The following is a 14,692-nucleotide window of genomic DNA, read 5'->3' on the forward strand; positions in this document are numbered from 1 at the left end:
TCTTGTTTTCGGATTATCTTATCTTGACCTTCCATGCGCCTGCTGTTTTTGCGGCCTGGCGCGAGGGCGCGGTACTGTTCTATATTCTGCTGACAGTGCTGATCGTGTTTTTTCAGGCCGGTACTCAGCATTCGATACCGCGCAAGTATAAAGAACAGTTGCTGATATTTGCTTTTTTTCTCATATTTTATGTGCTGTGCGGTGAGCTTACCGATGGATCATTTCGCATGTTTCGCTCCTTTGCCATGCCTATTATTTTTGCGCTGATGGTGAATGCGATATGTCGGGATTTAGAGCTTGAAGTAAAACTGAGGTTGATGTTTTCCACGCTGGTGGCCATGACTTTTGTTTGTGGTGGTTATGCCGTTTATCAATTTCTCACTATCACTGATGCTGAGCAGTTCTGGTATTGGCCACTGCTAACGGAAAAAGGATTTGAATTGGAGGCGTACAACTCCATGAGGGAGGGGAGTGCCAGGATGTCCGGGTTCTTTACCGGTACCCTTGAATTCAATGCCTTTGTTTTGAATACTGCACTATTTGCCAGCTGTCTGCTCGTGCAGGCAATCAGGAAACGAAAGTACACCTTAAGTTTAATCGGGTATGTGCTGGTCGCTGTTTTTTCGATGCTGGTGATTTGTTACGGCTCAGTCAGAACTGCCGTTATCGGAATGGTATCTGCGATATTCTTTTTGATCGTATTACAGTTGTTCAAGCGGAAACGGCTTATTAGCGCGTTGGGCTACAGCTATTTCGTGATGTTTACAAGTTCCATATTTCTGTACCTGGCCTTGGGGTACACCGACGATTTATCCGCCTTGGACCGCGTAAGGCAGTGGTACGTGGTTCTCGAATCATTGGGCTCCATGCCGTTGGGCCTGGGCTTCGGTGCCATAGGACCTGGTCAGGCACACTGGTATGATTCGTTGTGGTTGAATCTCCTGGCTTCCGCCGGCTATCTTGGTCTGACCATTATGATCGGCCTGATCCTATTTTACGCTAAGGTCGTCGCGGTGACGCAGCAGTTACGTGCAGGAGGAAGCGCGTTTATGTCTGGCGTCGCTGACTATCTAGTGATCAGCTACCCATTTTTCCTTAGCAGTTTCTTCTTCCAGTCCTACACCAATAGTGTCGTATTGTATCTATTTGTGCTGGTTATAGTGGTGGTAATGTATGACTCAAAATATCGTAAAATCTAAGCTTTCGATATTGATTGTTCTTTATAAGCGGCATTATAAGGATTCGTCTGCTATAACAACATTGCTGCATAGCGCCAGCTATTTTTGTGAAAAAGGCATTGAAGTTGATTTTTTTGTGTGGAATAACACGCCACAGTGTTCGCCCCGTTTGGTTAGGGATGGGTTGACTTGGCTGGAAGGTAATAATGAAGGGTTGTCTCATATCTATAATCGTGTTGCCGCTCAGGCGTTTGCGGCCGGTGCGACACATTTCATGATTTCAGATGATGATACTGATTATTCCGCGGAGAATTATGTTGGCGAGATTGCCAGTGCAATTGAATTTGAAGCGAAGTCGTCACCGGATGCATTTGGTATAATGCTGCCTAAGATTTACTCGGAGGGCAAACTCGTGAGTCCGGGTGCGCGGTTCTGGTTTTTTGGCCGATTGTTACTGGCAGTTGAAAGTGGGATGAACACATCACTTAATAAACTTGGCATCAACAGTGGTTTGATTTTCACCAAAGCTTGTTACGAAAGAATGACGCCGCTCTTTGATGAGCGGCTAAAGTTCTATGCAACTGACACAGAGTTTTTTGTGAGGTACGAGACCTACTATTCACATTTTTATGTGCTAGATACTGTCTTGCAGCATGACCTTTCTGAGCATACGTCGGATAGTCCTGGGCGCGCTATTTTTCGATTTCAGGAAATGATTCGAGGTTTCCGAGTTATGTTCGAACGAAAAAGTTTCCTGTTTCACTGTGTGGTGGAAGCTTATTTGGTTGTTTCCTCAGTGAAGAAAAGTGTTTCGTACAGAGATATCGGATTTATTCGCTCATACATGTCATCTTTTAAAGAGAAAAAATAATGTTGATAGAGTTGGTTGAATTTCTTTCTTTAAAGGTAAGGAAACGGGGCATCAAAATTGATAGGCGCATTCCTGACGGCTACCTCTTTGATTTCGTCTTATCTAAAGCGTACATGGCGATCAACGGATTCCTGAAATTTAGGCGGCTATCAGTCACTCTGGTGGGAAAGCGTGTCACGGTGAAGGCAAGGTCGATGATCTTCGGTGGCAAAGGGCTTGTCATAGATGATGGGTGCTATATCGATGCTTTGGCGGTCCAAGGGATCACGTTCGGTAGCGGGGTTTCTTTAAAGAAAAATGTTACTATTGAGTGCACCGGTAGTCTGACCAATTTGGGCAAGGGGCTTTCTATTGGAAACAATGTTGGCATCGGCAGCGGTAGCTTTTTGGGCTGTGCGGGTGGTATTTCCATAGGCAATGACACAATCATTGGTAACTACGTGTCCTTCCATTCGGAAAATCATAATTTTGCTGAACCTTCGACGCCTATTCGTCTTCAGGGTGTGAGTCATGTAGGGATTCAAATAGGTAACAATTGCTGGCTCGGTGCTAAAGTGACCGTGTTGGATGGTGTTATCCTTGAGGAAGGTTGTATTGTTGCGGCCGGAGCAGTATTAAAAGCGGGACGATACGGCGCTAATTCAATTTACGCTGGTGTGCCTGCAAAGCGAATAAAAGAGCGTAGTTAAAAGGATCTGTAGTGAAAAAAATTATATTCTTTCATTTGCTTAACGATTACAGCGGCAGCCCAAAAGTCCTTTCTCAAGTTATTGATACGGTATCAGGTAAGGGGGTTGATGCTGAGTTGTATTTAGGAGGCAAACGTAATGATGGTTTTCTTTCGTCCGTTCCTTGCGTTCAAAGGCGCTATTTCTACAAGCGGTTTGAAAGTAAATATCTCACATTGCTAAGCTATACATTTTCGCAGGTTGTTTTGTTTTTTAAACTTCTGAAATACAGAAATTCTTCAGCGGTATTTTATATTAACACTTTGCTGCCTTTTGGTGCTGCGTTGGCCGGCAGGGTTTTAGGCGTTCAGGTTGTTTATCATATTCACGAAGCATCTATTCGTCCAAAACCGTTAAGGTATTTTTTGCGTTGGGTGGTTAAAATAACTGCAAGTCATAATATATATGTTTCAAATTTTCTAGCGCAAACAGAAGCTGTTCCAGCTATTAAAGGTAGTGTTGTTTACAACTCCATTCCGCGCAGCTTGAGTTGCATCGCAGCGGCTTATGTTTACCAGTCTTTGCCAGGCGGGAAATTTAGTGTGCTGATGATTTGCTCTCTGAAAGGCTATAAAGGCGTCAATGAATTTGTACGGATTGCTCATCTGCTCAACGGTCGCCAAAAAATTGATTTTACGCTGATTTTGGGTGCTACTAAAACGGAGATTTCCGACTTTTTTTCTAACACTAAGCTGCCTGAAAACTTGACGATAGTTTCTAATTGTACTGACGTTGCATCGTATTACAAAAAGGCTAGTGTTCTGCTCAGTCTGTCAAAGCCAGATGAGTGTGTGGAGACGTTTGGACTAACCATCCTTGAAGCCCTTTCATTTGGGATTCCATGTATAGTGCCGCCAGTAGGAGGGCCCATTGAACTGGTGTCCGAAGACTCTGAGGGGTACTTAATGGCTTCTGATCGAGTCGAAGATATTGCTGCCAAACTGGTATTTCTCCAAGAAAACCCGGATGTTTGTTACCGCCTATCTGAAGCGGCGAGGGTGAAGTCACTTAGTTTCTCAAGTGAACAATTTGAAAGTGGTGTGCTCGGGGTGTTTGATGAGATTTAAATTTGCAGTCATTGGCACGGTTGGCCTTCCCGCACAATACGGTGGGTGGGAAACGCTGTCAGAGCAACTAGTGACCTACCTGGATCGTGAGTACAAGATTTCGGTGTATTGCAGCTCGAAATCCTACGTGTCTCAACCGAAGAAGTACGGCAATGCTGATTTGATTTATGTACCGTTGAAGGCCAATGGTGTGCAAAGCATTCCCTATGACATAGTCAGCATGTTGCATGCTTATCGAAAAAATGATGTGTTGGTAATTCTCGGGGTTTCCGGTTGTATTGCACTTCCATTCATCAAAATGCTGACGAAGAAAAAGATCGTCGTCAATATTGATGGCTATGAATGGAAGCGGGCAAAGTGGTCGCCCCTGGCCAAGAAGTTCTTGAAGTTTTCGGAGGCTGTGGCAGTCAAGTATTCTGACGCCGTGGTCACTGATAATCAGGTTCTTCAGGACTATGTGCGTAGCGAATACGGTCGAGAAAGTACCCTTATTGCCTATGGTGGTGATCAGGCCAAAACTCGTGCATTGACTGACGAAGATCGGGCACGCTATCCGTTTCTAAAAAATCCCTATGCGTTTTCTGTCTGCAGGATTGAACCTGAAAATAATATCCATATTGTTGTCGAAGCCTTCCACACGAGCGGACTTCCCCTGGTCATCGTCGGCAATTGGAAGCAGAGTGAATATGGCAAGGCGCTCCAGGATAAATACTCAGGCGCAGAGAACCTCCACCTGCTGGACCCCATCTACAACGGTGATGAACTGAGCCCGTTGCGCAGCAATGCCACTATTTATATTCACGGTCACAGTGCAGGTGGAACCAACCCGTCCCTGGTGGAGGCAATGTGGTTGAGCCTGCCGATCATCGCATTCGATGTGTCGTTCAACCGTGCATCTACCGAGGACGGTGCCAAGTTCTTCGCTTCCAGTGAGTCGCTTATAGATCATGCTTCCATGCTATTCGCTGACGAAGCGGCGCGGGCAGAGCTGAGTAAAAAAATGCATGAGATTGCAGTTCGTCGTTATCGTTGGGAAGGGGTATCTTCTCAATACGATAAATTATTCAAACAACTGCTGTCATCCGATAGGGCTTGATCATGTCCGATGGTTTGAGTGGCACCCCAATTTCTCAAATGCCGAAGACTCTTCTAACCGGCGGCACAGGTTTTGTAGGACGCCCCCTGCTTGAGGCCTTGGTCAATGCCAACTACCCGGTTGTCAACGTGACGCGAAAACACGCGGCCACTGTGCTCCCAGGTGTTCAGCATTGCATTATCTCATCGCTGTCAGAGGACAACGACTGGAGTGTCGCATTGCAGGGAGTGGAAGTTGTAATCCACTCCGCGGGTCGTGCTCACATCATGAACGAAACGCATAGCAATCCGTTGCAGGCCTTTCGACAGGTGAACGTTGATGCCACGCTCAATCTCGCCCGGCAGGCCGCGCAAGCTGGCATTAAGCGGTTCATCTATATCAGCTCTGTCAAGGTCAACGGTGAGGAGACCGACGGCCGCCGTGCTTTCAAGCCTTCGGATGCCCCCGCACCGCTTGACGATTATGGCTTGTCCAAGCTCGAGGCCGAGCAGGCATTGATGGCGCTGGCGGGGAAAACCTCAATGGACGTGGTAATCATCAGGCCTGTGTTGGTGTACGGCCCGGGTGTAAAGGCAAACTTTGAAAAGATGTTAGCTACCGTTAGCAAAGGCCTTCCTTTGCCACTGCGTACAATTAATAATCGTCGGAGTCTGGTGTTTATCGATAATTTGATCGATTTGATTTGCGTGTGCATTCATCACCCCAAGGCAGCTAATCGCGTCTTTCTGGTCAGTGATGGTGAAGACTTATCGATAGGCCAGATCCTGGAAAAGCTTGCTGTGGCGATGAACAAAAAATCCCACATATTTGCGTTCCCGCAATCTCTCTTGGGGCTGGCCGCATCGATGGTGGGCAAGAAAGAATTTTTTCAACGCCTGTGCGGGTCGCTTCAAGTAGATATTACGGATACGCAAGAAATTTTGGACTGGGTGCCGCCTGTCAGCGTTGATGAAGCCTTTGCTATTACGGCTCGTTATTATCAAGATGCGCATAATGGAATCTCCCATGGCTAATCTAGAAGAGAGCCTCAACGACAGGCATAATAACTTCAATTTTATCCGCATGGTTGCGGCCTCTTTTGTTCTGGTTTCTCACGCCTATCCGCTTTCGCGTGGGCCCGGCGAGGTCGAGCCGCTGGTAGCTCAACTTGGTATCTCGCTTGGAGGGCTAGGCGTATTTACCTTTTTTTGTATTTCTGGATTTTTTATATCGCTGAGTTATCAGCGATCAAAAAGTGCGGTTGATTTTGTCGTTGCGAGATTTTTACGGCTGTATCCAGCGCTGCTGGTGGTGCTGGTTTTAAGCGCCTGTGTCATAGGCCCGATTTTTTCAACTCTGAACGCCCATGATTATTTCTCCTCATCGGAAGTCTATAGTTATGTGACGGCCAACTTGAAATTGAAGAGTATTCAGTTCCAGTTGCCTGGCTTGTTCCAGGACAATCCATACCCGGGGATCAATGGGTCGTTGTGGACGCTGTATTATGAAGTCTTGCTGTACGCCTTGGTTTTGGTACTGGGGATCTTGGGTCTTTTGAAAAGGCTACGCCGTATTTCAGTGTTTTTTGTGGTGTACTTCTTATTTTATTTTACATTTAAATTTTTGCTGCAGGCGGAATTTATCAGTCCAGGTTTCCAGACGCGTACATGGGTGCAGTGGAGTTTCGCATTCGTGATAGGTATGCTGCTTTATGCATACAGGTTCAATATTCGCCTAGATTATCGTATAGTCGGCACCTGTTGGTTAGTGACGCTTTTCTTATACGCGTCGCCTGTTTTTGTTGAGGCTTTTGTAGCGGCCTGGAGTTACTCAGTATTCTGGGTCGCCTTCAATACGCAATGGTTTGCTCGTCAGTTTAATCGGTGGGGAGACTATTCTTATGGCCTTTATATCTACGCCTTTCCAACGCAAGAGATTTTAGCGCACGTCTGGAAGGGTATATCGCCAGTGACGATGATCCTGGTGGCTTTGCCACTAGCGCTTATTCCCGCAGTACTTTCCTGGCACTTTATTGAGCATCCTTGTATTTTGCGTAAAAAGGCAATCGCCGAGCGATTGTCTCAATCACTCGCCAACGTGGCGAGAATGGTTACTCAGTACTCAACTCGATAGCTCTGAATTTAAAGGTTGGTGTTCAACATGAAGCGTTTTTTTGATCTTTTGCTGAGCTTTTTTGCATTGCTCATACTCCTCATCCCGATTGTACTTGTTACCGTCGCGGTAAAGTTGACGTCAAAAGGACCTGCTCTGTATTGGTCCGATCGGGTGGGGATGAATAATGCCGTCTTCAAGATGCCAAAGTTTCGCTCAATGCGCACGGGAACCCCAGCGGTCGCCACGCATTTGCTGCAGGACCCGGCTCAGTACCTTACGCCGATTGGAAATTTCCTAAGAAAGTCCAGTCTGGATGAGTTGCCTCAGTTGTGGAGCATCATTGCGGGTGACATGAGTTTTGTCGGGCCTAGGCCGGCGCTTTTCAACCAGGCAGATCTTATTGCCTTGCGTACCGAACAAGGCGTACATCTCATCCGGCCGGGTCTCACAGGCTGGGCGCAGGTGAACGGACGGGACGAGTTGCCGATACCGGTTAAGGTTGGCTATGATGCCTATTACGCCAAAAATATGGGTTTGCTTTTCGATCTGAAAATCCTGTTTTTGACAGCTTTGAAGGTGCTCAAGCGCGATGGCGTTTCCCATTGAAGCTGTAGGACGTATATGGCTGGCTTGTTCAGGCAGGTACCGTACAGTGTGTTTTTTGTTCTGCGTTTATTGCGCGGTCGACAAGAATTTTGATCTAACGCAAGGACCGTAGGTGAATCATGATTAACCGGTTGCGCACTTGGCTATTGAAACTGCCTCGTCACAAGAAACGACTGATACAGGTAGTTGCGGACGTTGTCCTGGTTTTTCTGGCGCTGTGGATGGCGTTTGTTGTTCGCCTCGGCATTGATGAGATGATCAACCCGGTCAAAATGCATCTTTGGCTGTTCTTGGCTGCACCGGTGGTGGCTATTCCGCTTTTTATTCGCTTTGGTATGTATCGTGCTGTCATGCGTTATTTTGGCAATGATGCACTGGTAGCGATTATCAAGGCTGTCAGTCTTTCATCACTGATTCTAGGTGTCGTGGTCTATTGGTATAGCAACCATCAAAATGTCGTGCCCCGCTCGATCATCTTCAACTATTGGTGGTTAAGCTTGATCATGGTCGGCGGTTTACGCTTGACCATGCGCCAATACTTTTTGGGCGATTGGTTTGCGGCGGCACAACATGTGCCTTTTACCAACCGTGAAGACGGTCTTCCGCGTGTCGCGATCTATGGTGCAGGTGCGGCGGGCAATCAACTGGTCGCAGCATTGCGCATGGGGCGCGTTATGCGGCCAGTGGCGTTCATCGATGACGATACCACTATCTCCGATCGTGTCATTTCCGGGCTTCAAGTCTATAAGCCCAAGCATATCCAGCGCATGATTGATGTCACGGGAGCGCAGGAAGTTCTCTTGGCCATTCCATCGTCAAGCCGCGGGCGGCGCCGTGAGATTCTTGGTTTTCTGGAGGGCTTCCCCCTCCACGTTCGCAGCGTTCCCGGTTTCATGGACCTTGCCAGCGGCCGAGTCAAAGTTGACGATATTCAAGAAGTCGATATCGCTGACTTACTCGGCCGTGATTCGGTGCCTGCTCAAGATGAACTGCTTGAGCACTGCATCAAAGGGCTGAATGTGCTTGTAACTGGGGCGGGCGGGTCAATTGGTTCTGAGCTGTGCCGGCAAATTCTCGAACTCAAGCCTATGACCCTGCTGTTGTTCGAGCACAGTGAGTTCAATCTCTACAGCATTCTTTCTGAGCTGGAACAGCGTATTACCCGCAATTCATTGCCGGTCAAATTGCTCCCTATATTGGGGTCCGTGCGTGATCAGGCAAAGTTGCTTGACGTGATGAAGACCTGGCGTGTCGACACGGTTTACCACGCGGCGGCGTATAAGCATGTACCCATTGTCGAGCACAACATTGCAGAAGGTGTGTTGAATAATGTTATTGGCACACTGAACACCGCCCAAGCGGCACTTCAGGCCGGCGCATCGAATTTTGTCCTGATCTCGACGGATAAGGCTGTTCGACCAACCAATGTCATGGGTAGCACCAAGCGTCTGGCTGAACTCACCCTTCAAGCTTTGAGTCGTGAGCTTGCGCCCGTGCTGTTCGGTGACAAGTCCAATGTCTCCCGGGTGAATAAAACCCGCTTCACGATGGTGAGATTCGGCAATGTCCTGGGCTCTTCCGGCTCTGTAATCCCGTTGTTCCACAAGCAGATCAAATCTGGCGGTCCGTTAACGGTTACCCACCCGAAAATAACCCGCTACTTCATGACCATTCCCGAAGCGGCGCAACTGGTCATACAAGCTGGCTCCATGGGCCTTGGAGGGGATGTGTTCGTCCTCGACATGGGCGAACCCGTGAAGATTGTCGAGCTGGCCGAAAAGATGATTCATCTGTCCGGGTTGAGTGTACGTTCCGACAAGAACCCTCACGGCGACATCGCTATCGAGTTTTCGGGCTTGCGTCCTGGTGAAAAACTGTACGAAGAGTTGTTGATCGGTGACAACGTGGTGGCAACGCAGCACCCAATGATCATGAGCGCCAACGAGGATCATTTGCCTTGGGAGGCGCTAAAGGTCAAGTTGACGGAATTGCTCACAGCAGTTGAGCAGGATGACTATGGCCGGGTCCGCCAGCTGTTACGTGACACTGTCAGTGGCTATACTCCGGATGGTGAGATTGTTGATTGGATTTACCAGCAGCGGCGATTGGACCCCTAGTGTTTTAGCGTGCAATGCTTAAGCCAGGCGTGTGTCTATACTAGTGTTCCAGTAACATACGCCTCTCAGGCGGGTATCTTGAATTACCCGGTTGTCGGAATTACATGTACATCGCTGGCTCCAATTTTTATTGGTCATTAAAAGAATTTATTTTTGCGCAGTTCAAGTGCTGTGCTTCACAGATGGGAGTCTCAAATGTCTAAAATACTTATCGCAGGGGCCGGTGGCGCACCTTCTGAAGGCGTTATTAACTCCCTTATGATGGGCCGCAAAGGCGAGACTGTCATCGGTATGGGATCCGAACCTTCTGATCTTGCATTATCCAAAGCGAGCAAAAAGTTTTATATTCCATACGCCAACTCTCCAGAGTACAAGCAGAAGTTGCTGCAATTGCTTGAGGCCGAAAAGCCTGACCTAGTGCATTTCCAGAATGATTTAGAGATCTTTCATGCCTCTTTGATACGCGATGATATATTGGCAACGGGCACCAAGCTTTTCATGCCAGACCACGACGTCATTGATACCTGTGTGCATAAGCACAAGTCGTATGAAGCATTCAAACAGGCAGGCGTGCCTGTACCTCGTAATATTATGATCAATGACGAACAGGATCTTAAAGAGGCATTTAAAGCACTGGGTAACGCGGATGGGAAAATTTGGTTGCGTGCATCTTCTATCGGTGGTGGCGGTAAGGGGGCCATACCTACCAATGACTTTACACTGGCGAAGGCCTGGATTGATCATTACAAAGGGTGGGGCGACTTCGTCGCCGCTGAGTTGCTTACACCAGATACTATTACATGGCTTTCTATATGGCATGAGGGTAACTTGATTGTTGCACAGTCTCGTGAGCGTCGCAGCTGGACACACGGCAACCGAAGTATCTCCGGTGTTACTGGCGTCACCAAAGTCGGAGTGACGTGTACCAATGACCAAGCCACTGACATTGCTATTAACTGTGTCAAATCGGTTTCGAAAAAACCACATGGGATATTCGGTGTTGACATGGCTTACGGGTTTGATGGTGTTCCAAACCCTACAGAAATCAATATTTCACGATTTTTTACAACGGTTCAGTTCTTTACAGAAGCGGGTTTGAATATGCCCGAGATCTTTAAGGACATCGCTCTGTATAATGAGTTTCCGCAGCTCGAAACGAAGATCAACCCTTTACCCAATGACTTGATGTGGCTCCGAGGTATGGATACTCGCCCGGTATTGACGACTGAGCAGGGCATTCGTGATGAGATCATATTCTTATGAAAGTTCTGATTACTGGATCGTCAGGCTTTATCGGGGGACGTCTGCTGGATGCTGCCATAGCGAAATGGGGCAGTACGCACGTAATCGCATTCAGTTCGCAGGCCACCAGTAAATGTCAGAGCGTCGTCTATGACGCGCGGTTGCCTGACTTTGGTCTTGGTCAACAGGACTTCGCCAAGATTCAAGATGTCGAGGTTGTCATTCATGCTGGTGCTTACACCCCCAAGAATGGGGGTGAGGCAAATGTCATCGCAGCCTGCAATGAAAATATCTCATTCACTGAAAAACTGCTGAACCTGCCTTTTAATGCACTGCGAAAAATAGTATTTACGAGTACGCTCGATGTTTACGCTGCAGACACGGTTATCTCTGAGGCCACAGCGACTGTACCTGCTACTTTATATGGCTGGTCGAAGCTGTACTGTGAGCAGATGATCTCTGGATTTGCACGAGATCAACATATTGATCGGCAAATTTTGCGTGTTGGTCATGTGTACGGCCCGGGTGAAGAGAAATATGAAAAATTTCTCCCCAAAACCATCAAGCGTATCTTGGATGCTCAACCTGTCGAGCTGTATGGTGACGGTGCCGAGTTAAGAAGCTTCATTTATATTGATGATGTTGTGCAGTCAATTCTTGCCGCTGTTGAGTTAAATGAGAATGTGGGTGTGGTGAACCTCGTCGGAGGTCACGCGGTGTCAATCAGGGCCGTATTGGATCAGTTGATCCTGCTCAGCGGCGCGCAGGTTGAGATTGTGCAGCGTGAGTTCAACGGTACCAAAAGAGACTTCGTTTTCGATACAACGCGCTTGAAGAAATATTTGTTGCCCGAAGAGATTGATTTTACATTGGGCTTGAGTACCGAAATTGCCTACTTTAAGAGTCTCATGTGAATATAATCTTCGATCTCGATGGAACGCTAATCGATTCCAAGCCGCGTCTGCATCAGCTTTTTCAACACTTGGTTCCTGAGTCCAAGCTCAGTTTTTCCGAATACTGGGAACTTAAGTTCGCTGGGCATTCCAACGAAGCGATAGTGTCAGATCAATTCGGTTTCAATGCGGGCGCTGTCACTGAATTTAGGCGTGATTGGATGGCGCTGATCGAAAGTCCTTCTTTTCTAGAAATGGACGCCAATTTTACAGGCATGCATGAAACATTGGAAGAATTAAAAGAGTCAGCGCGGTTGTATGTATGTACGGCTCGTCAGTTTGTCGACCCTGTTTATGTGCAGTTGGAAACGTTGAATTTACTCGAGTATTTTGACGAGGTGATGGTGACCGAGCAGAGAAATACCAAGGAGTTTCTGATTGCTCAAAAGGTGCCCAATTTAACTCCGAATGATTGGGTGGTGGGCGATACAGGAAAAGACGTCCAGGTGGGTATGGCCCTTGGAGTCAATACCTGTGCAGTCCTAACAGGATTTATGACAGCGGACGCTCTGTCGCGTTACTCTCCTAAAATAATTCTCGAGTCCGTTATCGAATTCAAGCTTTAGCGCTCCTGTATATGTTTGGCTTGCGACTCGCACAAAGATGGGCAAGGCTAAGTTACACGTTGTTACCCACTCGCTTTTGACTCTCTCCCAGCATCATCTAATTTTGAAAAGCAGCTTCGGAAAAGCTGCTTTTCCCTCACCGATGTCATGGAGCGTCACCAATGCAAAACCTCTACATCTCCTCCCTCATCTTCGCCTTCCTCACCAGCCTCTCCGTCGCCACCACCGCTGCGCCGTCCATCAAGCCGGAACCCCCAACCCCCATCTCCACCCAAATGACCAAGGCCGAGCAATCCACCAAGGTCAACCTTAACGCCGCCGACGCTGAAACCCTGCGTCGCGATCTGTTTGGCATTGGTGCTTCCAAGGCGAAGGCAATCATCGCCTATCGCGAGAGCAACGGCCCGTTCACGGCGGTGGATGAGTTACTGGAAGTGAAAGGCATCGGCAAGGCATTGCTGGAAAAGAATCGCGACAGGCTGGTTATTAATTGAGGGTGTGAAAACAGCGCGGAGGGCCGGTCATAGACCGGCCTTTCCTTTAACTAGCGGACCTTGCGATTTCCGCTCAGGCAGCATTGGCACGAAACGTGGTTACCTCTTCCTCAGTGATTGTTCAACAATCTCGAGGTAACAATGCCACTCACTTTATCTTTAGCCGACCAGATCGCCCTGGAGCTGCGCGCCGACATCATCGGCGGCCGGCTGTTGCCAGGCATGCCGCTGATCGAGGTCGACCTGGTCAAGGTCTACAACGCATCCCGCAATACGATTCGCGAGGCGCTGCATCGTCTGGGCCAGGAGGGCCTTACTCGTTATATCCGCAATAAGGGCGTCATGGTTCGGCGCCTGGAGAGGGCAGAAGTACGTGACCTCTTCGTCGTCCGTCGCACCCTGGAGTTGCAGGCGATCGCCCGAAGCGGGCCGCTGACGGACGCTCAATCGACGCTTATGCAAAACGCCATTGACGCCACCACCCTGGCCCGGGAGCGGGAGGATTGGCGAGCCGTGGCCACTCACAGTCTGATGTTTCACCAACAGATCGTCGCGTTGATGGGCAGCCCGTTGTTCGACGAGTTCTTCGCCCAGGTAATAGCCCAGTTGCGCTTGGCGTTCTGCGCCGCGCCGGATGAGCAGCGCTTCCAGTCCCCCTGGCTGGAGCGTGACCATGAGATATACACATTGCTAACCCGCAACCAAACCCAGGCCGCCAGCGAGGCGATGAGTCTGTACCTGGACGATTCGGAACGCCTTTCCCTCGCCCTGTTTGATCACCCTTGATGGAGGAGTGCCCCATGTACAAAGACTATCCCGCCGCGTACCAGGTCAGCAAAGGTTCGGCGTTGCAGGTGGATACGGCGTTCTATGAGCGTATTCGTGATCAGAAAGGCCAGCGTACGTTGATCGAACAGTTCGAGGTGCCGATTCGAACGGGGAGGGCGTGGAAGGTGTCGGCCGGGCATGTGTTTCGGGTGACCACGCCGGTGGGACCACAGGTGGGGGATTTCAACGTGTGGAACGCCAATGACCCGCGCGAACGCTTGTGGGCCGCGCGCACCCGGCAGCTGCAAGGCGCCCATGTCAGCACCCATGATCGGTTGTGGTCGAACCTGCCTTTTCTAAGGCCCTTGGTCACTATTACCGATGACAGCCTGGCCAGCTACGGCATTGATGAGCACGGTGGGCGTTTGCACGATTTGTTGGGCACGCGGTGCGACCCCTATGTGAACCGTATGCTGACTGGGGAGGACTTTCATCACCATTGCCACTCGAACTTGACCCGTGCGGTATTGCCCCATGGGCTGACGGAATTCGATGTGCATGATGTGTTGAATATTTTCCAGTGTACTGGGCTCAATCACGATGACATGTACTTCATGAAGGCCTGTCCGGCGCAGAAGGGCGATTACCTGGAATTCTTTGCCGAGATTGATCTGCTGTGTGCATTGTCGACGTGCCCGGGTGGGGATTTGTCGCTGCCGATGTGGGGGCCGGAGGCGCAGGACCCGTTGACGGTGTGTCGTCCGTTGGGGGTTGAGATCTATAGGCTGGAGGATGAGTTGCTTACTGGCTGGAGCCAGCCTGAGCGTGCGGACTATAAGGGGCAACATGGGTTGCATATTGCCAAGGCGGAGTGGGAGTAGGGGGCTGCTTCGCAGCCCAGCGGGAGCAAGC

Annotated in this window: 15 protein-coding genes; all 15 read left to right on the top strand. The window is 49.1% G+C overall.

The window, feature by feature from the left end; all coding sequences use genetic code 11:
• Window positions 1–23: 23 nt before the first annotated feature.
• A complete protein-coding gene (locus ACWHXD_RS09330) occupies window positions 24–1,199 on the top strand; it encodes a hypothetical protein (protein ID WP_138762132.1) in 1,176 nt (391 codons plus the stop codon).
• On the top strand, window positions 1,174–2,049 hold the full coding sequence (locus ACWHXD_RS09335; protein WP_138762131.1) for a glycosyltransferase family protein: 876 nt from the start codon (window positions 1,174–1,176) through the stop codon (window positions 2,047–2,049). Before ACWHXD_RS09330 ends, ACWHXD_RS09335 begins: the two co-directional genes overlap by 26 nt.
• Window positions 2,049–2,738, top strand: a complete 690-nt coding sequence (locus ACWHXD_RS09340) for an acyltransferase (protein WP_069557174.1) — start codon at window positions 2,049–2,051, stop codon at window positions 2,736–2,738. The genes ACWHXD_RS09335 and ACWHXD_RS09340 overlap by 1 nt, the downstream gene beginning before the upstream one ends.
• Window positions 2,739–2,749: 11 nt before the next feature.
• Entirely contained in the window at window positions 2,750–3,844 is a 1,095-nt protein-coding gene (locus ACWHXD_RS09345; RefSeq protein ID WP_069557175.1) for a glycosyltransferase family 4 protein, read from the top strand.
• Window positions 3,834–4,940 (top strand): DUF1972 domain-containing protein, encoded by a 1,107-nt coding sequence (locus ACWHXD_RS09350; protein WP_138762130.1) that lies wholly within the window; start codon window positions 3,834–3,836, stop codon window positions 4,938–4,940. The genes ACWHXD_RS09345 and ACWHXD_RS09350 overlap by 11 nt, the downstream gene beginning before the upstream one ends.
• 2 nt (window positions 4,941–4,942) lie before the next feature.
• A complete protein-coding gene (locus tag ACWHXD_RS09355) occupies window positions 4,943–5,953 on the top strand; it encodes an NAD-dependent epimerase/dehydratase family protein (protein ID WP_238344554.1) in 1,011 nt (336 codons plus the stop codon).
• Window positions 5,946–7,052: an acyltransferase family protein gene (locus ACWHXD_RS09360; protein ID WP_069557177.1), complete on the top strand. Its 1,107-nt coding sequence runs from the start codon at window positions 5,946–5,948 to the stop codon at window positions 7,050–7,052. The genes ACWHXD_RS09355 and ACWHXD_RS09360 overlap by 8 nt, the downstream gene beginning before the upstream one ends.
• Before the next feature lie 27 nt (window positions 7,053–7,079).
• On the top strand, window positions 7,080–7,640 hold the full coding sequence (locus tag ACWHXD_RS09365; protein WP_069557178.1) for a sugar transferase: 561 nt from the start codon (window positions 7,080–7,082) through the stop codon (window positions 7,638–7,640).
• 119 nt (window positions 7,641–7,759) lie between these two features.
• Window positions 7,760–9,757: a polysaccharide biosynthesis protein gene (locus tag ACWHXD_RS09370; RefSeq protein WP_179119733.1), complete on the top strand. Its 1,998-nt coding sequence runs from the start codon at window positions 7,760–7,762 to the stop codon at window positions 9,755–9,757.
• A 195-nt stretch (window positions 9,758–9,952) separates the two neighbouring features.
• Window positions 9,953–11,020 (top strand): ATP-grasp domain-containing protein, encoded by a 1,068-nt coding sequence (locus tag ACWHXD_RS09375; RefSeq protein WP_069557179.1) that lies wholly within the window; start codon window positions 9,953–9,955, stop codon window positions 11,018–11,020.
• A complete protein-coding gene (locus tag ACWHXD_RS09380; protein ID WP_078802756.1) occupies window positions 11,017–11,913 on the top strand; it encodes an NAD-dependent epimerase/dehydratase family protein in 897 nt (298 codons plus the stop codon). The genes ACWHXD_RS09375 and ACWHXD_RS09380 overlap by 4 nt, the downstream gene beginning before the upstream one ends.
• Complete coding sequence (locus ACWHXD_RS09385; RefSeq protein ID WP_069557181.1) at window positions 11,910–12,518, top strand: HAD family hydrolase; 609 nt, start codon at window positions 11,910–11,912, stop codon at window positions 12,516–12,518. The genes ACWHXD_RS09380 and ACWHXD_RS09385 overlap by 4 nt, the downstream gene beginning before the upstream one ends.
• A 161-nt stretch (window positions 12,519–12,679) precedes the next feature.
• Window positions 12,680–13,012: a ComEA family DNA-binding protein gene (locus tag ACWHXD_RS09390; protein ID WP_138762129.1), complete on the top strand. Its 333-nt coding sequence runs from the start codon at window positions 12,680–12,682 to the stop codon at window positions 13,010–13,012.
• Window positions 13,013–13,153: 141 nt separating this feature from the next.
• Complete coding sequence (locus tag ACWHXD_RS09395; protein WP_138762128.1) at window positions 13,154–13,798, top strand: GntR family transcriptional regulator; 645 nt, start codon at window positions 13,154–13,156, stop codon at window positions 13,796–13,798.
• A 14-nt stretch (window positions 13,799–13,812) separates the two neighbouring features.
• On the top strand, window positions 13,813–14,661 hold the full coding sequence (locus ACWHXD_RS09400) for an urea carboxylase-associated family protein (protein WP_499083866.1): 849 nt from the start codon (window positions 13,813–13,815) through the stop codon (window positions 14,659–14,661).
• The last annotated feature ends 31 nt before the right edge of the window (window positions 14,662–14,692 follow it).

It is taken from the genome of Pseudomonas fjordensis (genome assembly GCF_976987115.1).

What these genes read in the sequence shown, in the direction of transcription:
- ACWHXD_RS09340 (WP_069557174.1), top strand. Translation starts at nt 2,049, where the DNA reads ATGTTGATAGAGTTGGTTGAATTTCTTTCTTTAAAGGTAAGGAAACGG.
- ACWHXD_RS09355 (WP_238344554.1), top strand. Translation starts at nt 4,943, where the DNA reads ATGTCCGATGGTTTGAGTGGCACCCCAATTTCTCAAATGCCGAAGACT.
- ACWHXD_RS09395 (WP_138762128.1), top strand. Translation starts at nt 13,154, where the DNA reads ATGCCACTCACTTTATCTTTAGCCGACCAGATCGCCCTGGAGCTGCGC.
- ACWHXD_RS09375 (WP_069557179.1), top strand. Translation starts at nt 9,953, where the DNA reads ATGTCTAAAATACTTATCGCAGGGGCCGGTGGCGCACCTTCTGAAGGC.
- ACWHXD_RS09400 (WP_499083866.1), top strand. Translation starts at nt 13,813, where the DNA reads ATGTACAAAGACTATCCCGCCGCGTACCAGGTCAGCAAAGGTTCGGCG.
- ACWHXD_RS09350 (WP_138762130.1), top strand. Translation starts at nt 3,834, where the DNA reads ATGAGATTTAAATTTGCAGTCATTGGCACGGTTGGCCTTCCCGCACAA.
- ACWHXD_RS09360 (WP_069557177.1), top strand. Translation starts at nt 5,946, where the DNA reads ATGGCTAATCTAGAAGAGAGCCTCAACGACAGGCATAATAACTTCAAT.
- ACWHXD_RS09335 (WP_138762131.1), top strand. Translation starts at nt 1,174, where the DNA reads ATGACTCAAAATATCGTAAAATCTAAGCTTTCGATATTGATTGTTCTT.
- ACWHXD_RS09370 (WP_179119733.1), top strand. Translation starts at nt 7,760, where the DNA reads ATGATTAACCGGTTGCGCACTTGGCTATTGAAACTGCCTCGTCACAAG.
- ACWHXD_RS09365 (WP_069557178.1), top strand. Translation starts at nt 7,080, where the DNA reads ATGAAGCGTTTTTTTGATCTTTTGCTGAGCTTTTTTGCATTGCTCATA.
- ACWHXD_RS09390 (WP_138762129.1), top strand. Translation starts at nt 12,680, where the DNA reads ATGCAAAACCTCTACATCTCCTCCCTCATCTTCGCCTTCCTCACCAGC.
- ACWHXD_RS09380 (WP_078802756.1), top strand. Translation starts at nt 11,017, where the DNA reads ATGAAAGTTCTGATTACTGGATCGTCAGGCTTTATCGGGGGACGTCTG.